The 19,300-nt window shown below is 56.9% G+C and carries 17 protein-coding genes; 8 read left to right on the forward strand and 9 right to left on the reverse strand.

All coding sequences use genetic code 11. The annotated features are described in order from the left end of the window. Positions 1 to 23: 23 nt before the first annotated feature. Positions 24 to 1,406, forward strand: a complete 1,383-nt coding sequence (locus FEU76_RS09010) for an FAD-binding oxidoreductase (RefSeq protein WP_144982301.1) — start codon at positions 24 to 26, stop codon at positions 1,404 to 1,406. A gap of 25 nt (positions 1,407 to 1,431) precedes the next feature. Further along, positions 1,432 to 2,541 (forward strand): pyridoxal phosphate-dependent aminotransferase, encoded by a 1,110-nt coding sequence (locus FEU76_RS09015; protein WP_144982304.1) that lies wholly within the window; start codon positions 1,432 to 1,434, stop codon positions 2,539 to 2,541. Positions 2,542 to 2,569: 28 nt separating this feature from the next. On the opposite strand, the gene FEU76_RS09020 is transcribed toward FEU76_RS09015, so the two are convergent. From FEU76_RS09020 to FEU76_RS09050, 7 genes are all read right to left on the reverse strand, one after another. Beyond that, positions 2,570 to 3,526 (reverse strand): branched-chain amino acid transaminase, encoded by a 957-nt coding sequence (locus FEU76_RS09020; protein ID WP_144982307.1) that lies wholly within the window; start codon positions 3,524 to 3,526, stop codon positions 2,570 to 2,572. Continuing rightward, entirely contained in the window at positions 3,523 to 4,629 is a 1,107-nt protein-coding gene (locus FEU76_RS09025; protein WP_144982310.1) for a class II histone deacetylase, read from the reverse strand. Before FEU76_RS09025 ends, FEU76_RS09020 begins: the two co-directional genes overlap by 4 nt. Beyond that, positions 4,626 to 5,657, reverse strand: coding sequence for a histone deacetylase family protein (locus tag FEU76_RS09030; RefSeq protein ID WP_144982313.1), 1,032 nt, complete (start codon positions 5,655 to 5,657; stop codon positions 4,626 to 4,628). The genes FEU76_RS09025 and FEU76_RS09030 overlap by 4 nt, the downstream gene beginning before the upstream one ends. Before the next feature lie 35 nt (positions 5,658 to 5,692). Further along, positions 5,693 to 6,637: an ornithine cyclodeaminase family protein gene (locus FEU76_RS09035; RefSeq protein ID WP_144982316.1), complete on the reverse strand. Its 945-nt coding sequence runs from the start codon at positions 6,635 to 6,637 to the stop codon at positions 5,693 to 5,695. A gap of 222 nt (positions 6,638 to 6,859) precedes the next feature. Beyond that, positions 6,860 to 7,627 (reverse strand): helix-turn-helix transcriptional regulator, encoded by a 768-nt coding sequence (locus FEU76_RS09040; RefSeq protein WP_016914905.1) that lies wholly within the window; start codon positions 7,625 to 7,627, stop codon positions 6,860 to 6,862. 119 nt (positions 7,628 to 7,746) lie between these two features. Beyond that, positions 7,747 to 8,103 (reverse strand): RidA family protein, encoded by a 357-nt coding sequence (locus FEU76_RS09045; protein ID WP_039180261.1) that lies wholly within the window; start codon positions 8,101 to 8,103, stop codon positions 7,747 to 7,749. 157 nt (positions 8,104 to 8,260) lie between these two features. After that, positions 8,261 to 14,728: a calcium-binding protein gene (locus FEU76_RS09050; protein ID WP_144982319.1), complete on the reverse strand. Its 6,468-nt coding sequence runs from the start codon at positions 14,726 to 14,728 to the stop codon at positions 8,261 to 8,263. A gap of 566 nt (positions 14,729 to 15,294) precedes the next feature. Here FEU76_RS09050 and FEU76_RS18835 point away from each other — a divergent pair. Continuing rightward, positions 15,295 to 15,618 carry a DUF4124 domain-containing protein gene (locus tag FEU76_RS18835; protein ID WP_144982322.1) on the forward strand — a complete coding sequence of 108 codons (324 nt, stop codon included), beginning with the start codon at positions 15,295 to 15,297 and terminating at the stop codon, positions 15,616 to 15,618. Between the two features lie 69 nt (positions 15,619 to 15,687). On the opposite strand, the gene FEU76_RS09060 is transcribed toward FEU76_RS18835, so the two are convergent. After that, entirely contained in the window at positions 15,688 to 16,569 is an 882-nt protein-coding gene (locus FEU76_RS09060) for a hypothetical protein (RefSeq protein ID WP_144982325.1), read from the reverse strand. A gap of 205 nt (positions 16,570 to 16,774) precedes the next feature. Next, the gene (locus FEU76_RS09065; protein WP_144982329.1) at positions 16,775 to 17,059 is read right to left on the reverse strand and encodes a helix-turn-helix domain-containing protein; all 285 of its coding nucleotides are present in this window, start codon (positions 17,057 to 17,059) and stop codon (positions 16,775 to 16,777) included. 139 nt (positions 17,060 to 17,198) lie between these two features. Here FEU76_RS09065 and FEU76_RS09070 point away from each other — a divergent pair, with 139 nt between their 5' ends. From FEU76_RS09070 to FEU76_RS09085, 5 genes are all read left to right on the forward strand, one after another. Beyond that, on the forward strand, positions 17,199 to 17,408 hold the full coding sequence (locus FEU76_RS09070; protein WP_240525147.1) for a helix-turn-helix domain-containing protein: 210 nt from the start codon (positions 17,199 to 17,201) through the stop codon (positions 17,406 to 17,408). Continuing rightward, positions 17,405 to 18,088, forward strand: a complete 684-nt coding sequence (locus FEU76_RS09075; protein ID WP_144982332.1) for a hypothetical protein — start codon at positions 17,405 to 17,407, stop codon at positions 18,086 to 18,088. Before FEU76_RS09070 ends, FEU76_RS09075 begins: the two co-directional genes overlap by 4 nt. A gap of 388 nt (positions 18,089 to 18,476) precedes the next feature. Next, a complete protein-coding gene (locus FEU76_RS09080) occupies positions 18,477 to 18,812 on the forward strand; it encodes a hypothetical protein (RefSeq protein WP_144982335.1) in 336 nt (111 codons plus the stop codon). A gap of 11 nt (positions 18,813 to 18,823) precedes the next feature. Next, the gene (locus FEU76_RS18840; protein ID WP_222114796.1) at positions 18,824 to 18,922 is read left to right on the forward strand and encodes a tail virion protein G7P-2; all 99 of its coding nucleotides are present in this window, start codon (positions 18,824 to 18,826) and stop codon (positions 18,920 to 18,922) included. 109 nt (positions 18,923 to 19,031) lie between these two features. Next, entirely contained in the window at positions 19,032 to 19,289 is a 258-nt protein-coding gene (locus tag FEU76_RS09085; protein WP_144982338.1) for a major coat protein, read from the forward strand. Positions 19,290 to 19,300: the final 11 nt, after the last annotated feature.

The raw sequence follows: 19,300 nt of genomic DNA on the forward strand, positions 1-19,300 counted from the left end.
GAACGTCACGTAAGGAAACAGGCATGCAGATTTCCCTGGAGGCGCTTCGCGCCATCGTCGGCCCTGCGCACGTACTCACCGGAGACGATGTGCGTAGCCGCCGTGTCGACTGGATGACCGGCGCCCCCTGCCTTGCCGGTGCCATCGTGCGCCCGGCCAGCACCCAAGCGTTGGCCGAGGTGATGCGCGCTTGCCACGAGGTCCGGCAGCCGGTGGTGACCCACGGCGGGCTGACCGGGCTGGTGCATGGCGCCGACGCCAGCGAAGAGGAGCTGGTGATTTCACTGGAGCGCATGACCGCCATCGAAGAGATCGACCACGTTGGCGGTACGCTGACCGCCCAGGCCGGTGCCCCTTTGCAGCGGGTACAGGAGGCCGCCAGCGACGCGGGCTTGCAGTTCCCGCTGGATTTGGGCGCCCGAGGCAGTTGCACGATTGGCGGTAATATCGCCACCAACGCCGGGGGCGTGCGGGTGATCCGCTATGGCATGATGCGCCAGCAGGTGCTGGGGCTGGAAGCCGTGATGGCCGATGGCCGTATCGTGAGCTCCATGAACCGCATGCTGAAAAACAATGCCGGGTTCGACCTCAAGCAGCTGTTCATTGGCAGTGAAGGCACGCTGGGCATCGTGACCCGCGCGGTGCTGCGCTTGCAACCGCCCACGCCCAGCGAACAAACCGCGCTGGTGGCCTGCCCCTCGTTCGAGGCCTTGACGGCCCTGCTCCGCCACATGGGCAAGGCGCTGGGAGGCAGCCTGGGGGCTTTCGAGGTCATGTGGCAGAACCATTACCGCCTGCTGACGGAAACCTCGGGACGCCACACGCCCCCCATTGCCACCAGCCATCCTTTTTATGTCATCATCGAATCCCTGGGCAGCGATGCCGAGCGCAATACGACCCAGTTCCGTGAGGCCCTGGAGAGCGCGCTGGAGAACGAGCTGATCGTCGATGCGGTGCTGGCTCAGTCAGCGGCCCAGCGAGACGGCCTGTGGGCCATTCGTGAAGACATCGAAGGCCTGGTCAAGGCCATGACCCCGGTATTGACGTTCGATGTCAGCCTGCCGATTGCCGATATGCAGCGCTACACCGATGCCCTGGAGCACCAGTTGACCCAGCGCTGGCCCGATGCCCGGCTCGTGGTCTTTGGCCATCTGGGCGATGGCAACCTGCATATTTCGGTGTGCGTGGGCAGTCATGAATTGGCGGTTCGCCGGGAGGTCGAGACCCTGGTATATCAACCCCTGGCGGCGCTGGGCGGCTCGGTGTCTGCCGAACATGGGATCGGCCTGGAAAAGCGCCCATGGCTGGAGACCTGCCGCTCGGCAGAGGAGGTTGCGCTGATGCACACCCTCAAGCAGGCACTCGACCCTCATAAGCTGCTGAACCGTGGCAAAATATTGCGTTGAACATTGAACTGATCAGGACCTGATTATGCCCCGCTACCCCGACCACCTGACGGGCGTTGGCCCCGTGAACCCTTTCCCCGGCATCAAGGTGCTGGAGCGGCGGCTCGGCCGTGAGATCCCTCACCGCCTGGGCTCCAACGAGGGGCTGGACATGCCCCACCGTGCGCTGCGGGAACACTTCGGCGATGCCGTGGCACAACACGTGTATTGCTATGGCGATGCCGAAGCGCTGGGCGTTCGTCAGCGCATCAGCGCCCAGCAAGACATTCCCCTCGACCACCTGCTGGTGGATGCCGGTGCCGACAGCCTGATCGCCCTGGCGCTGCGCACCACCTGCACCGTGAGCGAGGCCGTGGTGAGCACCGCAGGCACCTACCCCACCTTCGGGTACTTTGCCCAGGGCCAGGGCTGCCGGTTGGTCGAGCCCAGCTACCATGAAGCGCCTGGCGTGCTCGCCCCCGACCTGGAAGCGCTGGCGGCAGCAGCCCATCAGGAGCAAGCGCGGCTGGTGTACCTGGCCAACCCGGACAACCCCAGCGGCCACCTGCACAGCGATAGCGCCATTCTCAAGTTTCGCCAGGCGCTACCCAACGACTGCTGGCTGCTGCTGGATGAGGCCTACGGGGATTTTCGTGACGATGCGGGAAGTGAGTTTCTGGGCCAGGCGCTGCCGGGGGTGATTCGCCTACGCACGCTCTCCAAGGCCCATGGCCTGGCGGGCATGCGGATTGGCTACGCAATTGCCGAGCCCGACGTGCTGGCGATGATGATGAAAGTGCGTATTCACTACGCCGTCTCTTCCTTCACCCAGGCCGCCGCCGAGATCGTGCTCGACCACCCCAAGGAAGTGCAGCAGCATATCGCGGATGTCAAAGCGCGCCGTGAACAGCTGGCGCTGCACTTCACGGCGCTGGGCGCAGACGTGCTGCCCAGCGCCACCAACTTCGTCGGCATCCGCCTATCCAGCGCCGAACTGGCCGCCGCCGTGCATCAGGAATTGCTGGACGATGGCGTGCTGGTGGCCCGCCTTGCGCACCCGCAACTGGCCAACGTGATTCGCATCACGGCGGTAGAAGAGGCACTGCAGCCGGGCAGGCTGGCGGCGCTGGAAAAGGCGCTTCGACAGCACGGCTAGCCGCGCAGGCCCCAGCGCCACTCCCCTCTCATGCCGGGGTCAGCCAGTGCTGGTAGGCCTCCAGCTCGCCGCGTACCACCTGGCGATAGAGCTGCTGCAGCTGCGCCGTGACGCTGTGGGCGGGTATCGGCTCGCTGGGCGGCGGCGCTTCGGCACGATGGCCGATGCGTCGTCCATCCAGCTCCCTGAGCGGCAGGATTTCGGCAGCGGTGCCGGTCAGGAAGGCTTCGTCGGCGGTGTACAGCTCATCGCGGGTGATACGCCGCTCTTTCACTTCGATGCCCAGCACATCGCGGGCCAGCTGTATGACGCTGTCTCGGGTGATGCCCTGCAGGCAAGAGGTGACTTCCGGAGTGTGCAGCACGCCATCGCGCAGCAGGAAGACATTCGCCGCCGAGGCCTCGGCCACGTACCCTTCGGGGTCGAGCATGATGGTCTCATCGAACCCGGCCTTGACCGCCGTGTTGAGCGCCAGCATCGAATTCACGTAGTGGCCGCTGGTCTTGGCGCGGCACAGGCTGATGTTGACATGGTGGCGCGCCCAGGAAGAGGTCAAGGCACGCAACCCATGGGTCGCGGCCCGGGGTGAAAGGTACGGCCCCAAATCCCAGGCGGCGATCATCACATGGGTGGTCAGCCCCTGGGCGCGCAGCCCCAGGCCTTCCGAACCCAGAAACACGGTGGGCTTCAGGTAGGCATCCTGCAAGCCGTTTTTGGTGATGCTTTTGCACTGAGCATCGATCAGCTCGGCTTCGCGAAACGGCAGCGGAATATCCAGTGCGTGGGCGCTTTCCACGAGCCTGCGGGTATGCTCCTCCACCCGGAACAGGCACGGGCCTTGCGCACCGGCGTAGGCCCGCACGCCCTCGAAACAGCCCATCCCGTAATGCAGCGTATGGGTGAACACGTGAACCCTGGCATCTCGCCAGGCAAGCCACTGGCCGTCCTGCCAGATCCAACCGTCTCGATCATGAAGAGGTGTCATCGGGTGGTTTGCTCCCACTGTCGTTGCCAGGTATCGATCAATGCCCGCTGATGCGGCTGCAGCGCCTGATACCCCCAGGCGGCGATTTCGTCGTTTTGCGGGTCGAACACGGCGGTCGTGCTGCCCGCCAGCGTCTGGACCACCGCATGGCCGCAGAGCGGCACGTAGCCTTCGGAGTAGCCGCCTTCGTGCACGATCACCAGCTTGCCAGCGCAGCAGCGCTCCGCCACGGCCTTTACTTGAGCAGTCATGGTGGCGAAGGCCTGACTGTTGAGCAGCATCTTGCCCAGCGGGTCCTTGGCACAGGCGTCGTAGCCACAGGCAACGATGATAAGATCGGGCTGAAAGGCTTCCAGCGCAGGCAGAACCAGTCTTTCCATGGCATACGCATAGCCCCCCAGGCCACATCCAGGGGGCAGCGGCAGGTTGAGATTCGCCCCGGTTCCAGCGCCCTCCCCCTGCTCTTCGAAAGCGCCGCTCTCCAGCGGGTAGTTGGCTGCCTGATGTATTGAGATGGTGAAGGTGTTCGGGTCGCGATAGAACGCGGCCTGCTGGCCGTTACCGTGGTGTACGTCCCAGTCGAGTATCGCCACGCGACTGGCCTGGCCCAACGCCTGGGCACGCATCACCGCCACGGGAATATTGCCTAACAGGCAGAACCCTCGACCCTGGTCGGCTTCGGCATGATGGCCCGGCGGGCGGCACAGGGCGTAGGCGTTGCGTACTTCGCCTCGGGCGACGGCGTCTACGGCGGCGATGGCCAAGCCCGCCGAGTGGGTCGCGGCGGCCCAGCTGCCCGGCATGTAGGGCGCGCAGTCGCCGCCGTTACCGCCCCTTGCCGCATCGCCTGCTTGAAGCTCTTCCAGGTAGCGTGGCGTGTGAAAGCGCAGCAGGTCTTCCAGCATGGCGGCGGGCGGCTTGACCACGTAAAGCTCGTCGATCAGCCCGCTGACTTCCAGAATGTTTTTCAGCCGCCGCTTGCTTTCGGGGCTTTCCGAGGCGGCCTGGGGCTGCAAGAACTCACCCGGCGCCGAGAACACGCCGATGGCCCCTTGGTCGTGCCAGAAGCAGCGTTCGTGCCAGTAGAAGCCGGTACCGCTCATGCGTTAAACCCCTCCATGAAGGCCGCCAGGTTGGCGCCGAGATGTTCGGTGGGGTAGCCGCCTTCCTGCACGATCACCATGGGGAGCGACAGCGCGGCCAGGCGTTTGCCTACCTCGATAAACGCTTCGGTTTCCACGTTCAAACCGGCCAGCGGGTCTGCCTTATGGGCATCCAGCCCCAGAGCGACCACCACCGCATCCGGTTCGAAACGCTGCAAGTGATCGATCAAAATCGCCAGCGCGTCCAGATAGACCTCACCGTCGCTGCCCACCGGCAGGGGGAGGTTCACGTTGGCGCCCACGCCGTCATCGCTACCTTCTTCGTCGGCCCCGCCCCAGAAAAAGGGGTAGAAGTCGCTGGGGTCGGCGTGCAGGGAACCGGTCCATACATCGTTTCTGGCGTAGAAAATGTCCTGGGTGCCGTTGCCGTGGTGCAAATCCACATCGATGATCGCCACTCTGGCAAAGCGTTCACGCAGCACGGTCGCGGCCAGCGCCGAGTTGTTCAGCAGGCAAAAGCCGCCTGCCCGCTCAGGCCCGGCATGGTGGCCGGGTGGGCGGCACAGCGCATAGGTAAACGTCTCCCCTGCCAACACGGCTTCCGCGGCTGCTTCTGCAGTGGCCGCCGAGGCCAATGCGCCCTGGAAACTGGTGGCGCTGAGCGGGCAAGCCATGTCGTGCAGGTGCCAGCCCGCCTGCCCTATGGGGTGGCGGGGGTAGTGGTGGCCGCCGCCGCAGGGGTGAATGTTGGGTGCCACCAGCGCGGCGGCGTTGGGCAACGCCTGCCAGCGGGCATGGATCGTTTCCAGAAAGGTCAGGTAGCGCGGCGTATGAATCTGCGCCAGCCGCTGGCGCAGCTGGGGCGAGCCCGACGCGCCCGGGGCCACCAGCGCCAGGCCCACCTTTGCCAACCCCTGGGTGAGCAGCTCGGCCCGCACCGGCCCTTCCGGGGAAGGCGCCGGCTGGCCACGCAGCAGGAAAGTGGGCGGCGCATGCAGCGCCTGATCAGGATGATAAAAACACTTCATGGTCACCGTCCTTTGGCCATTGGAGCTAGCAAGGGCTACTTCAGCGTAGCGGGTAACGACTCCCAGAGCTCGATCGCCGCGGCTAAATCTTCCAGAGAGGCGCCCACCGACTTGAACAGCGTGATGGCCTGCGGGCTGGTGCGCCCGGGCTTCTCGCCACGCAAGACGTCGGCCAGCTCCGCCTGGATCTCCTCGAACTGGAAGGCGCCTTCCTCGATGGCCTGCAGGATGTCGCCCGCCTCACCTTGTGCCCCCGCGTAGGTATCCACGAACACCTGGGCACGGCGCAGGCACTCGGCATCGGTTTCGCGCATTTGCGGACGAAAGGCACCAATCAGGTCCAGGTGCGTGCCTGGGGTCAGCCACTCGCCCCAGATGATGGGCTGGGTGGAGAGCGTCACGCAGCTGACGATGTCGGCCTCTGCCACGGCGGTGGCCAAGGTGTCGACGATCTGGGTATCGAAGCGGTCTGCATACTCTTCGGCAATGACGGCTGCCTTGTGAGGGTTACGCCCCCAGACCAGCACGCGCTTGATGGGCCTGACGCTTGCGTGGGCTTCGATCACCATGGGGGCCAGCTTACCGGTCCCCACCACCAGCAGCGTTTCGGCGTCTTCCCTGGCCAGCACCTGAGCCGCCAGCGCAGAAGCAGCGGCAGTGCGGCGGCGGGTCAGTTCGCTGCCATCGATGCACGCCAGCGGCTGGCCGTGTTGACCTTCGCTGAGCAGGTAAAGGCCGGAAATGGCCGGCAGGCCGTGTTCGGCATTTTGCGGAAACACGTTGACCATCTTCACCCCGATATAGCCTGCGGCTTCCCAGGCGGGCATCAGCAGCATGGTGGCTTCGCCATCCGGCCGATGCATGGCGTGATGGTGGCGCGGTGGCGACTCCACCCCGTTCACGAAGGTGTGGCGCAGGCGCTCGATCAGGCCTGGCCAGGCTAGAAACTGCTCGACTTCCTTGGCAGAAATGACCTTCATGCCCACTCCCCCTGCAGGTGATAGACGAGGCCTTGCACAATGACCCGATGGGTAGCAAAGGCCACCGCGTGCGTGTAGGTATGGGGATAAAACAAGGGTGGTAGCATCAGCGCTCTCCAGCGTCATCGAACTTCTCTTGAGACTACGACGATGCAGCGGCGGTTGCTTGCCCGAGACTCTGGCAAGTTTGCCCGCAAGTCAGGTAGGCCGAGGTTTCAGACGCTAGCGATCCGACGAAGGGGAAATGTCGAAGTAACGACGGTAGGCGCGGGAAAAGCTGCCCTGGTCGCGAAAACCCACCAACATGGCGATATGGCCAAGGCTCATGGCGCTATGGCGCACCAGGGTGCGCGCGTGCTCCAGCCGCCTGCGCTGCACATAGGCCAGCGGCGTCACCCCGGTGAGCTCACGAAAGCAGCTATGAAAGTGGCCAGGACTCAAGGCGCATAGGGCGGCCATCTGCTCGACACGAATGTCATCGGCCAGGTGCTGATCGAGCCAGGCATCCAGGCGCTCCAGGTCCAGCCGCTCACTGATGCAGCGCGCGCCCATCTGGGCTGCCGTCTGGAGCGGTGCATCCTGCAGGTACATGTAGAGCGCCCGCAGTAACAGCGCGGCAATTTCGTTTTGCAGGGCTGGACACTGATCCAACTGATGGGCCAGCGCATGGGTGAGCTGGTTCAAAGCGGGGGGAACGGTAAAGAAGCGCGGTTTATCGAATAGCCGCTCGATCTCACTGCCCTTTTCCAGCGTGGCCAGGTGCTGCACGGGGATATCCAGCACCAGGGTACGGTTGCTGCCATCGCCCTGATACTCGTGATGGCGTGACGAAGGGATCAAGCAGCCCCGGCGAGCGGTCACCCGCTCCCCCTGGCCTTCCATGGACAGTTCCGTCACGCCACACGTGGCCAGTATCAACTGGTGAAAATCGTGGGTGTGCGCCACCTGCTCTTGCGCCAGATTGCGGCTATGCAGCTCGAACTGGACCATGACCGTACCGTTCGGGAAGTGAGAGAAGGAGGCTCCACTATAAAACGATCGTAGAATAAAAATCGAGGGGGCGTTAACGCTCGGTTAACGCCCCCTCGTGACAGCCTTGAAGCAACCGATCAGGCGTCGGGCAGTGCCGCGATGACCATGATTTCCACTTTCCACTCGGGCTTGGCCAGCTTGGCTTCCAGCGCAGCACGCACCGGCGGACGACCCGGTACCACCCAGGCTTCCCACGCTTCGTTCATTTCCGCGAACTCGGCCATGTCGGTGACCCATACCTGCGCAGAGATCAAGTGCTCTTTGGAAGTGCCCGCCTGCGCCAGCAGCTCATCGATACGCGCCAGCACCTGCTCGGTTTGGCCACGCATGCCCACCGTGGCATCGGCTGGCACCTGGCCCGCGAGGTAGACGGTTCCGTTATGAACAGCCACTTGGCTCATACGCGCATTGCTTTCGTGATAGGTCACGCCCATGGGGTTGTCTCCCGCGACATTGGGTTGATGAAGTGATGACATGCGTGGCCAGCCAATTGCCTGGCCACGCGCTGATAGTGGCATGATTTACGCTGCGCACCAACACAAGCCCGCCCCTGCCAGGCCTATCTTGCCACTGCAGGGGCTTTCGCATGCATCAAGTGATGCTGTAGTTGGTATTCCAGTTCTCTTCGAGGAAGCCGTTGAGGTCCAGATTTTCGAAGTTGGCGAGTAACTGGGTATCGAAGTCACTGCCTGTGAGCTCAACACGGAATAGCTGAGCATCATCTTCAATGTCGGGGGTGTCTCCATTACCTGCCAACAGGTACACCACTTCGTCACTGTTCAGGCCAAGTTGATCCAGCCAACCTGCCGTGCCATTCATGAACTCTTCAGTGGTAAATACGGCAAACGCAATATCCTCACCTAACGCAGTCAAATCGTCATAGCGCTCAAAGCCAGGCTCATCACCGCGCAGCGCATCGAACTCATTGGCCGTCAGGTCGATGAACAGCTGATCGAAGCCTGGTTCACTTCCTACTCGGAAATCCGTGATCAGCTCAATACCGTCAGCCGCTTGGCCGTCAACATTAAACGTTTTGGATAGCTGCGTGACGCTCCCCCCCGGTGCGGCGCCTGGCTGGTGGGTATAGCCGTTGACCGTAAAAGTGATATTCAGGTCTTGCTCATCATCACTTTCGAGCGGGTCATCAATAATGACAATACTTGCTGCATCATCGATCAAGAATTCAGCAGGAACACCATTATTACCCGCTACATTGAGTGTATAAATATTCGCATAGGTATCCTGGACTACCCAAGTGGCTAATGACGATAGAGGAGTATCGCTATTGACCGCTCCCTCCAAGAGTAATGTCGATGTCTCGAACAACCGCTCGGCTGCCCGAGCATCCAACGCCCCTGCATCAAAGAACGATGCTTGATCCGTTTGCAAGGCATAATTCTCGGGAAGACTTAAGCCATCCAGAGAGCGCTGTATCAAAGCACTTAGTGGGTACGTGACGGTCAGCCCTTCTTGGTCAAAGTTGGGTAGCTCGCTGAGCACTTCAAAATCCTGGAAGCTAATTTCGTCCACGTTCACCCGAACACTGCTAGCGGCAGACAAAGCCTCACTACCTATTGCGTTGAGCACTTGATCAACACTATCTTCGATTACCCAATTTAACAGCGTTTCACGGTCGAGACTTTCAGCATTGCTTGCCCCTGAGAGAAGCTCCTCTACCGTCACTAACAGAGACTCTACTTCACTGACCACTAACGATGCGGCATCGAATGGCTGTCCAGCATTAATTTCATAGCTACCCGGCCGCCCCTCATTACTGCCGGGCAGCTCCCCCCCTGCATTGACTTCAGCAATCGCTTCCTCTAGCGAATAGCTGACATTAACATTTTCGAGATCTACGTTGCCTAAGGTAACAAAGGCCTCGTACTGCTCAGGAGTCAGAGATGCACTACTACCAAGATCCAATGTAATCGTGTCCGCTCCGCTGATCCACGGAGCGGCGCCCGCAGCAAGAAGCTCGTCTGGTTGAGCGCTCGTGATGCTCCACGTCTGCAGTGCTTCAACACTCACCGCTTGACGATTAAGCGCTCCATCTACAATGGCTTGTGTAGCCTGATAACGTGTCTCAGCATTAGGCACGCTAGTAAGTAAGAAGTTGGGTATTTCAACCCTGCTTGCCACAATTTCATAGCTATCAGCAATGTTTTCGATATCACCAAGCGTCAAGTTGCGGGTAAAGATAAATCTGACAGGCGTATCTTCCAGCTCAAAATTACTCAGCCGTTGTAACCGCTGAAGGTCTGCAATGGCGAGAATATCATTATTGACCGACACCTGTTCTGCGCCTGTCAAATACAAAGGAAACTGATTATTCGATTGGGTAGCCAACAAGGCAGAAGCTGAGTCGATAACGCTCCATTTCAGCAGCTCATTCACCGCGGGAACAGGGGCGTTCGCACCTGAAAGGGCGAGTACGGCGCTCTCTACAATGGGTCTTACTTCTTCCGCCGTCAAAACACCAATCGACAGTTCTGTATCAGCAAGACGGTAGCCTGCACTATTGCCCTCTTCTCCCTTGACAAGCGCCTCCACCCCTTCTGACTCAATGATTTCTAACGCTTCTTCAAGCGTATACAAAATCTCCACCGGATCACTATTGTAATCGTAGTTGCCAAGACCAATGAGTGACTGGTACTGTTCATAAGTCAACTGCGCATCCGTAATTTGAACACGATCGGCCAAGACAATATGATCTTGTGCAATAGCTTGAATAATATTGCTTGCCGTATCGTTCACCGTCCAGTCAAACAGACGTTGAGCGGTCTCGTTATCACTCTCTACATTTCGACCCGCTTCTAATACTGCACGCACATTTGTTAGCTCGTTTGCAGCCTCTTCAACGACGAGTTTCGCTACAAAAGGTGTTGCAGTATCATTCAGCACGAAGCGACCATCAGGCGCTAATATATCCGCCGACTGAGCTCGAAGTGCATCATTGATATCAGCGTAAACTACGGTTACCTCTTCCCCTAAACTGAAATTATCTAATCTACCCATCAGTTGCTCATATTGAGCTGCTGTCAGCGTTTCGTCTGTCACCTCAACACTTTCAGCAAGTTGGAGGCCGTCAGGAGCAGAAGCACCCAAGCGTGACTGAATATTGTTGTAGCTATCCAGAATGCTCCAGGAGTAAACGCTACTCAGGTCAGGCGAGTTCTCTGCCCCACCTAACAACTCGCGAACGATAGACAGATTCTCGATGGCATCTTCCGCTGCCAGGGACTCCAGAACAAGCTGCGGCTGTGTATTGATAAGATAATTATCTACCACATCATCGGGGCCTCGCTCAAATGCCTGGCCGAGGGTGTATTCAACCTGTTCATTGCCGCGCTGATAACCCCGATTATCATTTTCAATCGCCAATAAAGATTCGAATTGATCAACTGTAATCTGCTGATCAGTAAGACGAATCTCGTCAGCACCAACCATGAAAGCAGCACCTTGCTCGATTGCTAGAACGGCACTTGCACTATCTTGAACGATCCAATTAAAAAGCTCGTCGACATTTAAACTATCAGCATTATCAGCACTACCTACAACCAACTCCACACGCTCAAGAGTCGAGCGAGACTGAGCAACACTCAGCTCACTTGGTGCATAGGTATCTGTCTCTAATAAATAGCTATCGGGTAACGCAACATCTGTATTGACGGCACCTTCAAGCGTGTATCGCACGACCGTGGAGCCTAAGTCGAAATTTTCTAACTCGATAAGACGCTCATATTCTGGCTGGCTAATTTCAGCATTTGAAACAAACACCTGATCAGCTAACGCAACGTGATTCTCGAACAAGTCTTCAATAATCACGGTGGCATCATCAACGACTACCCAATGGAAAGGTAGACGCTCGCCTAAGCTGTCACGATTTTCAGCACTGTCTACCAGTTCAGTGATCTGTAGGTAGGCCTCTTGTGCTTCCGCAACACTCACCTCCCCTGCGTCAAGCAGGCTGTCTACACTAATCGCATAGCCATTCAGCAAGGTTCCTCTATCATCCGCTCGGATAGCTTCTTCCAGCGTGTATTCGACGACTTCGCCAGTCCTTATGTAGTTACTATCTAAACCAAGGAGGCTTTCATACTCTGACAGTGTGATTAAGTCATCACTGACGCTAACTGACGTTGCTCTCAGCAGGTGCGGCACATTATCCGCACTTAAAATATTATCCGCACTATCTACAACAGTCCAATTAAAGAGCTGGTCCGCGTCTAAGGACTGTGCGTTCATAGCACCTGACAAAATCAACTCTACCGAGCTCAGCAACTGCTCTGCCTCTACGACACTCAAACTACCTGCATTTAACACAGAGCTATCTGAAATATCGTAATTTTCCGCAATCACCGCTGCGTTAACCGCTTGAGAAAGCGTATAACTTACGACGGTTTCTCCCAACTGGAAATTATCCAGACCATTAAGAAGCTCAAACTCTTCTACAGTGATGGCACGATCACTAATCACGACAGGGTTGGCCCCAGTAACGGCGCTCTCTTCAATACTATCAATAATAGCACTTGCTGTGTCACTAACCGACCACTGGAACAATGACACAGGGGGTTGATTATTAGCTCCTTGCAAAACCCGAGAGACATCCGCAAATGATGCAATCGCCTGAGAAACAGTGACCACACCAGCATCCAATGGAGCATCTAAATCGAGAACATAATTAGCGGGCAATGTTTCTACCGCCAACGCATTCTCCAAGGTATAAATAACGTCTGTGACACCCAGGTCAAAATTATCAAGCCTGCTCAGCTGTGAAAATTGAGCCGGTGTAATTATGGATTCGGTCACACTCACACGCCCCGCCTCATTCAACTGAGGATCAGCGCTGGACGCGCTAATAACGTTTTGGAAGCTATCCAAAACAGTCCAGTCAAGCAGCATCTCTCGCGTCAAACCATCTTCTTCGGCATTAACTGCACGGTCTATCAGCAAACGTGTTGCATCAATCAACTCCGCTGCTTCGCGAAGCGTCAAGTCGTTTTTGAGCAGTAGAGTATCTGGGTCAAGAGTATAATTCGCAGGCATTTCAGATGTATTAAGCGCCTGCTCCAAACGATAAGGTACTATCGTGTTGCCCAACACAAAGTTATCCAGCGTGTTTAAATCTGCAAACTGGTCAGGCCTAATGGTGTCGTTGGTTACCATGACACGTGTGGCACCCAATACCGCTGGGCGCTCAAGACCACCTGTCACCAATACATCTTCTACACGTGCGCGAATAGCCCACGTATATATATCTTCAAGCGCGATGGGGGCACTATCAGCATCGTAGTCACCTTCCAGAATTTGCTGCACAAGCACCAAGCGGTCAGCTGCCACCGTTAGCCCGAGATTACCGGACGCAAAGGGCTGGTCCGGATTAAGCAAATACTGAGAGGGTAATTCGTTATTTTGTGACAGCGTAACGGCTTGCTGTAACGTCAAATAGGGTAGGTCGGCACGGGTTTCAATAGTGTCGGATAGGCTGCTATCAGGGTTTTGCGCATCACGCTGTGCATCGCGCAGCGGGTTACGCACACCTTCACGATAGGCCTCTACATTCAGATTTTCACCCGCCGCATCAATGGCATCCAGCGCCTGCGTCACTTGGCCTGCAATTGTCGGCAAACCCAGTAAATCGGCCATTTCCTGATTACTGAGTGGCGCATCGACATCATCAGCCTCATTAAACGCCTCAGCCAGCAGAGACAGAGCATCCTCATTACTGATACCTGCCGTCGCAGCCATGGCCAACAAACTCGAAACCTTGACACCGGCAATAAGCAAGTCTGCGTTCGGCGACGACTCAGCCAGTGGGTCAGTGTTCACCAGGTCAATACGCTGGTCGAGTCCTAACGCCGTTTTAATAGCCGTTTGGGCGTCCGCATCATTCAAATTAAACTGCTGAGCCAGTTGTACCATCATAGTGGTGAGCGGTGTAATGACGGTCGCCCCCTCAGGCGCCCGCAGCTCACCGACAAAAGGCAGACCGGTCGAGATATCGACCCCGCCAGTCGCGGTCAAGATACCGCTGCCCTGCAAGCCCTCAAAAAAGCCTTCTCGATTGGTCGTCACACTATTAGCGTCAAGCGCTCGTGTAACGGTAGCGCCTGAAATATAGCCATCAATGACATAACCGCTCACCGTTACAGGCGGCTCTGGCGTTGGTTCTGGCTCTGGTTCTGGTGCTGGCTCAGGTGGTGGCGAGCTGCCACCGCCGCCACCACCACCGGCAGCCGCCGCACCTACCGCAATGGCACCACCACCGATATAGAGCCATGGTGGGATATCGGCAAACGAGCTGACCGGCGCACTGTTCGAGCCAGTGGTCCCCGCCGCGGCAGCGGCGCCCGATGGTGCCGACGTAAACGAGGCGCTTGGCACGAACAGTAAATTACCGAAATCTTCTCCAGCGGCAATGCCTTGCTGCAGGGCATCGCTGGGGCTGATCAACAACAGGTCACCCTGCTCGACCACCGCCCAGCGTGGCACCACGACCTGCGACCCATCGGCCATCGTCACCAGAGCGTTCCCGTCAGGCAACAGCTCCCAGGTTTGCACATCCGGTAGCTGACTGAGCGGCACCAAAAGACCGCTGTCATTACCGAGCTGTTGCATGAGAGCGTCCACATCGACCACGACACGTCCGTTGGCCAGCGCCACGTCTGCCGCCATCAATTCGATACGCTGGCCGCTGTTCATCATCAGTGTGAGGCTGCCGTTGGGCTGGCGAATGACTTCTGACACGCCTTGCAGGTCATTCACTGGCACCATCTTGTCGGCCAAGGCCTGCTGGGCGAGCAAGGGCAGCACCAATGTAGCGGCCATACCGCCTTGCTTGAGGGTCTTCTGGTTCTTTTCCATCCAGCGGCGCACGAAGGCCACACGCTCATGGGGGTCCGCCGGTATCTCAATGCGCGATACGTCGCTACGGGTGTCGGCAAGTGCTTGCCAAGCGCCCTGAGCCTCTACGCTGCTGACCCTGACGCCATTGAGCAAATGACCGTTGACAACGCCAGGCTGCGTCGACTTGAGAATATCGGCTGATGACATCGCCATTGAGCACATCTCCACTGAAGGTTCGCAAGCGCCCATGGCGAATGCTTTTTCTAGTTAGTTAGGCGAACATCGCCCCGGCAGCCTCACGGAAAGGCGCCATTCAAATGGGGTCAAGTATTTCATAAAGAAGTAGGAAAGAAACCTGAAAAAAGAGGGGGTAATGCCCTGTTTAAGAGCATTAGAAAACACATGGGCGCTCTCGGGCAGAATACTGTGACACGAAAGGACACTTTGGACAGAACAAAAAAGGGCCTGACGTTGAACGTCAGGCCCTTCATGTTTGGTGCCGGTGGCCAGACTCGAACTGGCACACCCGTAAAGGCGGCGGATTTTGAAGCCTTTGTATTTCAGCACGTTACGGCACACTGCTTGCATTTCAAGCGGTTACGGCTCTTGTACTCGCTCGCTTTGGCCAGTTGCAGCACACCACGCTGGACACTTTTTTGTCACCGTTCCCAGCACTGTGCACAAGCGCGCATGTGAAAAAAATTCAATCAGGACGGCCCCACCCTGCGCTTTTTCTTGGTAACCTTCCGTTACCGATATTCGCTTAGGGGTCATGGACGATGAAAAAGCCTGCGTTGGTTGCCCTCCTGGTACTGCTGCCTCTCACTGCTCACGCTGAGATCTTCCGTTGTGAAGTGAACGGCAGAACCACCTTTCAGGACTACCCGTGCGAAGCGGGCACATCCAGCCGCGTCAACACCAATAACCTGACCGTGCTTCCCCCTGTTCCTCCCAGCTCACAGCCTCAAACACCTGTCCGATCCGTGACGCCGCGTCATCAGTCTCGTATCGTATTGCCTAGCCAAGACTACCAATCGACGCTTGAGCGCCGTAATGCCGAAGTCAAGATGCGTGCACGTTATCCTTTGAGGCGCGGGTGGTGAATCTGTTCGTTATAATGCTTAAAAGAAACCTCAAGAATCTAAACAACTTTATCAATTAAAAACTGCTATCTAACAAAAGAACTCAACCATGTCACGCTTAACCATTCTACTAATAAATTTAATTTTTACTAAAAGCACTCTAATCCACCTCTTCTTGCCTTTCATTCTTTCGAACAAGCACAGCTCTCCACTTTCAGTCACTACCCAAGCCTCATCCTTTAGCAAAAGCCATTTCCTCCCTACAATCCTACACTTCAAGAAGAAAAACTTTACTTTAAGGAAGATCTTGATAGGAAAACTTGAATACAACATTCTTTTCTCCACTCTCAAGATCTTTTCCATGTATAGATTCACCTCTCTTCTATATATTTCCACTCTATTGCCAGACGCATAACTAGCAGCTATTGCTTCCATGGAGTGATCAACCATCATCAGGCTGTCAATCAAGTCATTTGAACCGTAATCTTTTCCTTTAGAAAATCTTGAGACTAAGACGTAAAAATCTTCCTTTTCTTCTTCAAGCTCCGCTTTATTAACAAGAAACGAACAAAACAAAAAGAGAGATCTTTCCATCTCCATAACAACACTATAATGATATCTAAAGTTAAAATGCAAAGCATCCCCTGCAAACATAGAGTATTTGTCTACACACTTTCCCGCCTCTCCTAGTTGACTTTTAATTTTCAGAAGCTCGGCAGACCTTATATCATAATAAGCATCAATCACACTCTTTAGGCTGTCACTATTTATATTCGCCTCTTTAAAGCCCACTCCACCATAAAAAAAATCCACCTTTTCACTTAGCTTCTCCACTGCACTCTCATAAGCTTCAAAAGCATCTATTTTAGCTTTATCAAGCCTTTCAACCCTCCATTTATTTATAGCTAGAACACCTGCGAGAGAAGCAAACAATACTGATATTGCACTAGCCAACTCAATGATTTCTTTCAATGCCTTCTCCTTTTTTTTCTCTTCCACTTCCTCAACAGTTTAGCTTCTATCCAGATATAAAAAATGGCTATTCCGAAAAACGGAATAACCATTTTAAACACGCTATAAAAAAGCTCTTTTATTGCATCTTCTGGCCCCATTACCCCAGCTCCCTGTTACCCACAACCCCTACCTCCCTGGAACCATCTATCCACAACCCTTTGTGCTAGTCGGTATCCGTTCCCGTTTTCTTCAACGCGCTGCGTGCCCTCTCTATATTGGGGCTTATTTGTCCGCAGGCTTCGTTTGTCTGCCCAGTCATTAGCCAAAGCGTGTATTTCGGCCACTGCTTACAGATCGCCTCCAACATTTCGCCTTTAGGCGCTCTCCCAGCCTGTTCAATGCTTTCAACAGTTTTCTTATTGAAACCAATAAGTTGCGCAAACTCAGCTCGGCCAGATGTTTCGGCCTCGCGGATTTCTCGCATTTTTTGGGCTAAGTCACTGGACATATACCAACTTCTTCGTATACTAATTTCGTAGGCTACCAATTAATTGGTACACCGGCTCAGCAATCAATCTACACCACTTTGCCAATCACGATTGCTGGTTTTGAAGATACCACAACATGCCACAGCGAGCAGGTACAGCATGGAAACGAGCATTACGCCCCACGTCCCCGCACCTCAGGTGCCCGTCATGACGATCGAGCGTTTCTCCGAGCTTTCTGGCCTATCCCCCGACACCGTTCGCGGCCAGATCAACCAGGGCAACCTCCCCATCATCAAGGTGGGCCGTCGTCGCCTCGTGAACGTCGCGCTCTTTACCGCTGAGTGCCTGCAATCGGAGGACTGGTCATGAGTGCTCTCGCCAAAGCCCCTGTCGTGACGCTGGAAGCGCCCAACGCGCTCATGGACACCGACACCCTTGCCATTCACGTGCAGGAACTCCTGATGGACGACCAGCGCGCTCCCGGCATGGTTCTGCTTCACCAGCACATTACCAAGGATATCGAAGACGGCGGGTTCAGCTTCATCAACGTCCCAGCCGCCCACATGCTCGCTCTCGACCTCGACGACAGCACGATTACCAAGATGCTCAGCGTTGACGAAGGTCGTCGCTACAGCCTCATGTTCAAGCACTACCGCCACGCGCTCGAATACCTCGCCAAGCACTACGGCCTGACCCTGGCCGACCCTCGCGACCCCGCACCCGCCGACGCCTCCCCTTGCCCCTCGGTGATTGTGGTGCCCGCGCACCTATCCACACCCACTCGGCTAACGCGTCGTCCGTTATCCACAACGGCCTTTAGCCCCAAAGGAGTTATGCACATGAGTAAAAAACAGCCCATCCGCGTGTTCCTTACCCCCGACACCCACAGCCGCCACCTCATCCAGGCAGGCACCAACGGCCTAACCTCCTCGGCGCTGTCCGAACGGCTCATCGAGTACGGCTTGGCGGAACTGGAACGCGGCAACACCGACCCGCTGGAAGCCATTTCCCGTGCGGCCTCCCCCGCTCCCCACACCACAGAGGCTTGATCCCATGTCCCCCTGCCCGTCATCCGTCGCCCTTCGGTCGCACGGCGTCCTTAGCCAGCAGCGGACAGACTGTCAACCCCTTTTTGTGGGGTTAAAAAAGGGGTTTACCGGCTGGCCGATGTTGGCTGCCGTGCAGAAAGACCGACGGGCAAACGGAGGGCGGGTAGGGGGACCCCCCTGCCTTGATTCCCGAGCTTTGAGGGAGCGGGGCCAGCGGTGCCTCCACAGCCGGGATTATGCACGGGCCGCGACCTACTACGCCCAGGCAGAGTACTAGACGCTGGTCGATGAAGGCGTCACCCCAGAAACCACTGAGCTATCCATTCTCGCGGACTACTGCCTTAAGCAAGCCGCCAGAACCCAACGCTAACGAAAAGGAACTACACCCATGATCAACACCATTCACGCCCACGTTATCGGTGCCACCCGCTACAAGATGGACAACGGCGTCTCCGGCGCCAAGATCAGTGTCATGCAAGCGGCCTCCGCTGACAGCGAAAACGCCCTGGGCAACCAGGTCAGCATCATGACCGCCAATTACGACATCTTCGACCAGCTCCACGCCGCTGCCCCACACATGCCCTGCGCCATGGAGCTTGATATCGAACTGCGCACGTCCTCTGCCGCCGCGGGTGGCAAAACCGTGATTCACGTCATCGGGGCTCGCCGCCCCAACGCCACCGGCAGTGCCCAAGCACCTGCCGCCACCAGCGACAAGAAATAGGAATTTGAGCCATGGACACCAGTACACCTGAAGGTCTGTGGCTCCTGGTTTACTGCGTCGGCCTCGTTCTCGCCTTCGGGATCGGCGCGGTAAGTGGGGGCCAACGATGAGCGATTACAGCATTACGTTTGTTGTTGGTTCTCTGTTCTCGTCCTTTGTCCTCGGTTGGGTCATCGGACATTCAATCCTTGTCTACAAACGCTTTATGGAGTCTGTCTCATGAAACTCAAAGCCATCACGCAACACGTCAAACACGCCGCTACCCAAGGAAGCGGCAAGATCGTGGGCGGTGCCGCACTGCTCATGGGTTCGGCAGTCGCTCACGCCCAAGAAGCACCAGGGGCATCCGCCGCGTTCACCGCCATCTCAAGCCAGGCTTCTGACTTCGCTGCCGATGCATGGCCAGTGGTGATCGGCGTTACCTCCGCCCTGATCGGCATCAAGCTGTTCAAGAAGTTCATCAGCCGCGCGACCTGATACCCCCTCAG

The organism is Halomonas sp. C22 (assembly GCF_007655045.1).
GTDB lineage: Bacteria > Pseudomonadota > Gammaproteobacteria > Pseudomonadales > Halomonadaceae > Vreelandella > Vreelandella hamiltonii.

Bases quoted from the DNA above. Each gene is read 5' to 3' on its own strand.
- FEU76_RS18840 (WP_222114796.1), top strand. From the start codon at position 18,824: ATGGACACCAGTACACCTGAAGGTCTGTGGCTCCTGGTTTACTGCGTC.
- FEU76_RS09035 (WP_144982316.1), bottom strand. From the start codon at position 6,637: ATGAAGGTCATTTCTGCCAAGGAAGTCGAGCAGTTTCTAGCCTGGCCA.
- FEU76_RS09015 (WP_144982304.1), top strand. From the start codon at position 1,432: ATGCCCCGCTACCCCGACCACCTGACGGGCGTTGGCCCCGTGAACCCT.
- FEU76_RS09045 (WP_039180261.1), bottom strand. From the start codon at position 8,103: ATGGGCGTGACCTATCACGAAAGCAATGCGCGTATGAGCCAAGTGGCT.
- FEU76_RS09075 (WP_144982332.1), top strand. From the start codon at position 17,405: ATGAGTGCTCTCGCCAAAGCCCCTGTCGTGACGCTGGAAGCGCCCAAC.
- FEU76_RS09070 (WP_240525147.1), top strand. From the start codon at position 17,199: ATGGAAACGAGCATTACGCCCCACGTCCCCGCACCTCAGGTGCCCGTC.
- FEU76_RS09065 (WP_144982329.1), bottom strand. From the start codon at position 17,059: ATGTCCAGTGACTTAGCCCAAAAAATGCGAGAAATCCGCGAGGCCGAA.
- FEU76_RS09010 (WP_144982301.1), top strand. From the start codon at position 24: ATGCAGATTTCCCTGGAGGCGCTTCGCGCCATCGTCGGCCCTGCGCAC.
- FEU76_RS09025 (WP_144982310.1), bottom strand. From the start codon at position 4,629: ATGAGCGGTACCGGCTTCTACTGGCACGAACGCTGCTTCTGGCACGAC.
- FEU76_RS09030 (WP_144982313.1), bottom strand. From the start codon at position 5,657: ATGAAGTGTTTTTATCATCCTGATCAGGCGCTGCATGCGCCGCCCACT.
- FEU76_RS09020 (WP_144982307.1), bottom strand. From the start codon at position 3,526: ATGACACCTCTTCATGATCGAGACGGTTGGATCTGGCAGGACGGCCAG.
- FEU76_RS09080 (WP_144982335.1), top strand. From the start codon at position 18,477: ATGATCAACACCATTCACGCCCACGTTATCGGTGCCACCCGCTACAAG.
- FEU76_RS18835 (WP_144982322.1), top strand. From the start codon at position 15,295: ATGAAAAAGCCTGCGTTGGTTGCCCTCCTGGTACTGCTGCCTCTCACT.
- FEU76_RS09050 (WP_144982319.1), bottom strand. From the start codon at position 14,728: ATGGCGATGTCATCAGCCGATATTCTCAAGTCGACGCAGCCTGGCGTT.
- FEU76_RS09040 (WP_016914905.1), bottom strand. From the start codon at position 7,627: ATGGTCCAGTTCGAGCTGCATAGCCGCAATCTGGCGCAAGAGCAGGTG.
- FEU76_RS09085 (WP_144982338.1), top strand. From the start codon at position 19,032: ATGAAACTCAAAGCCATCACGCAACACGTCAAACACGCCGCTACCCAA.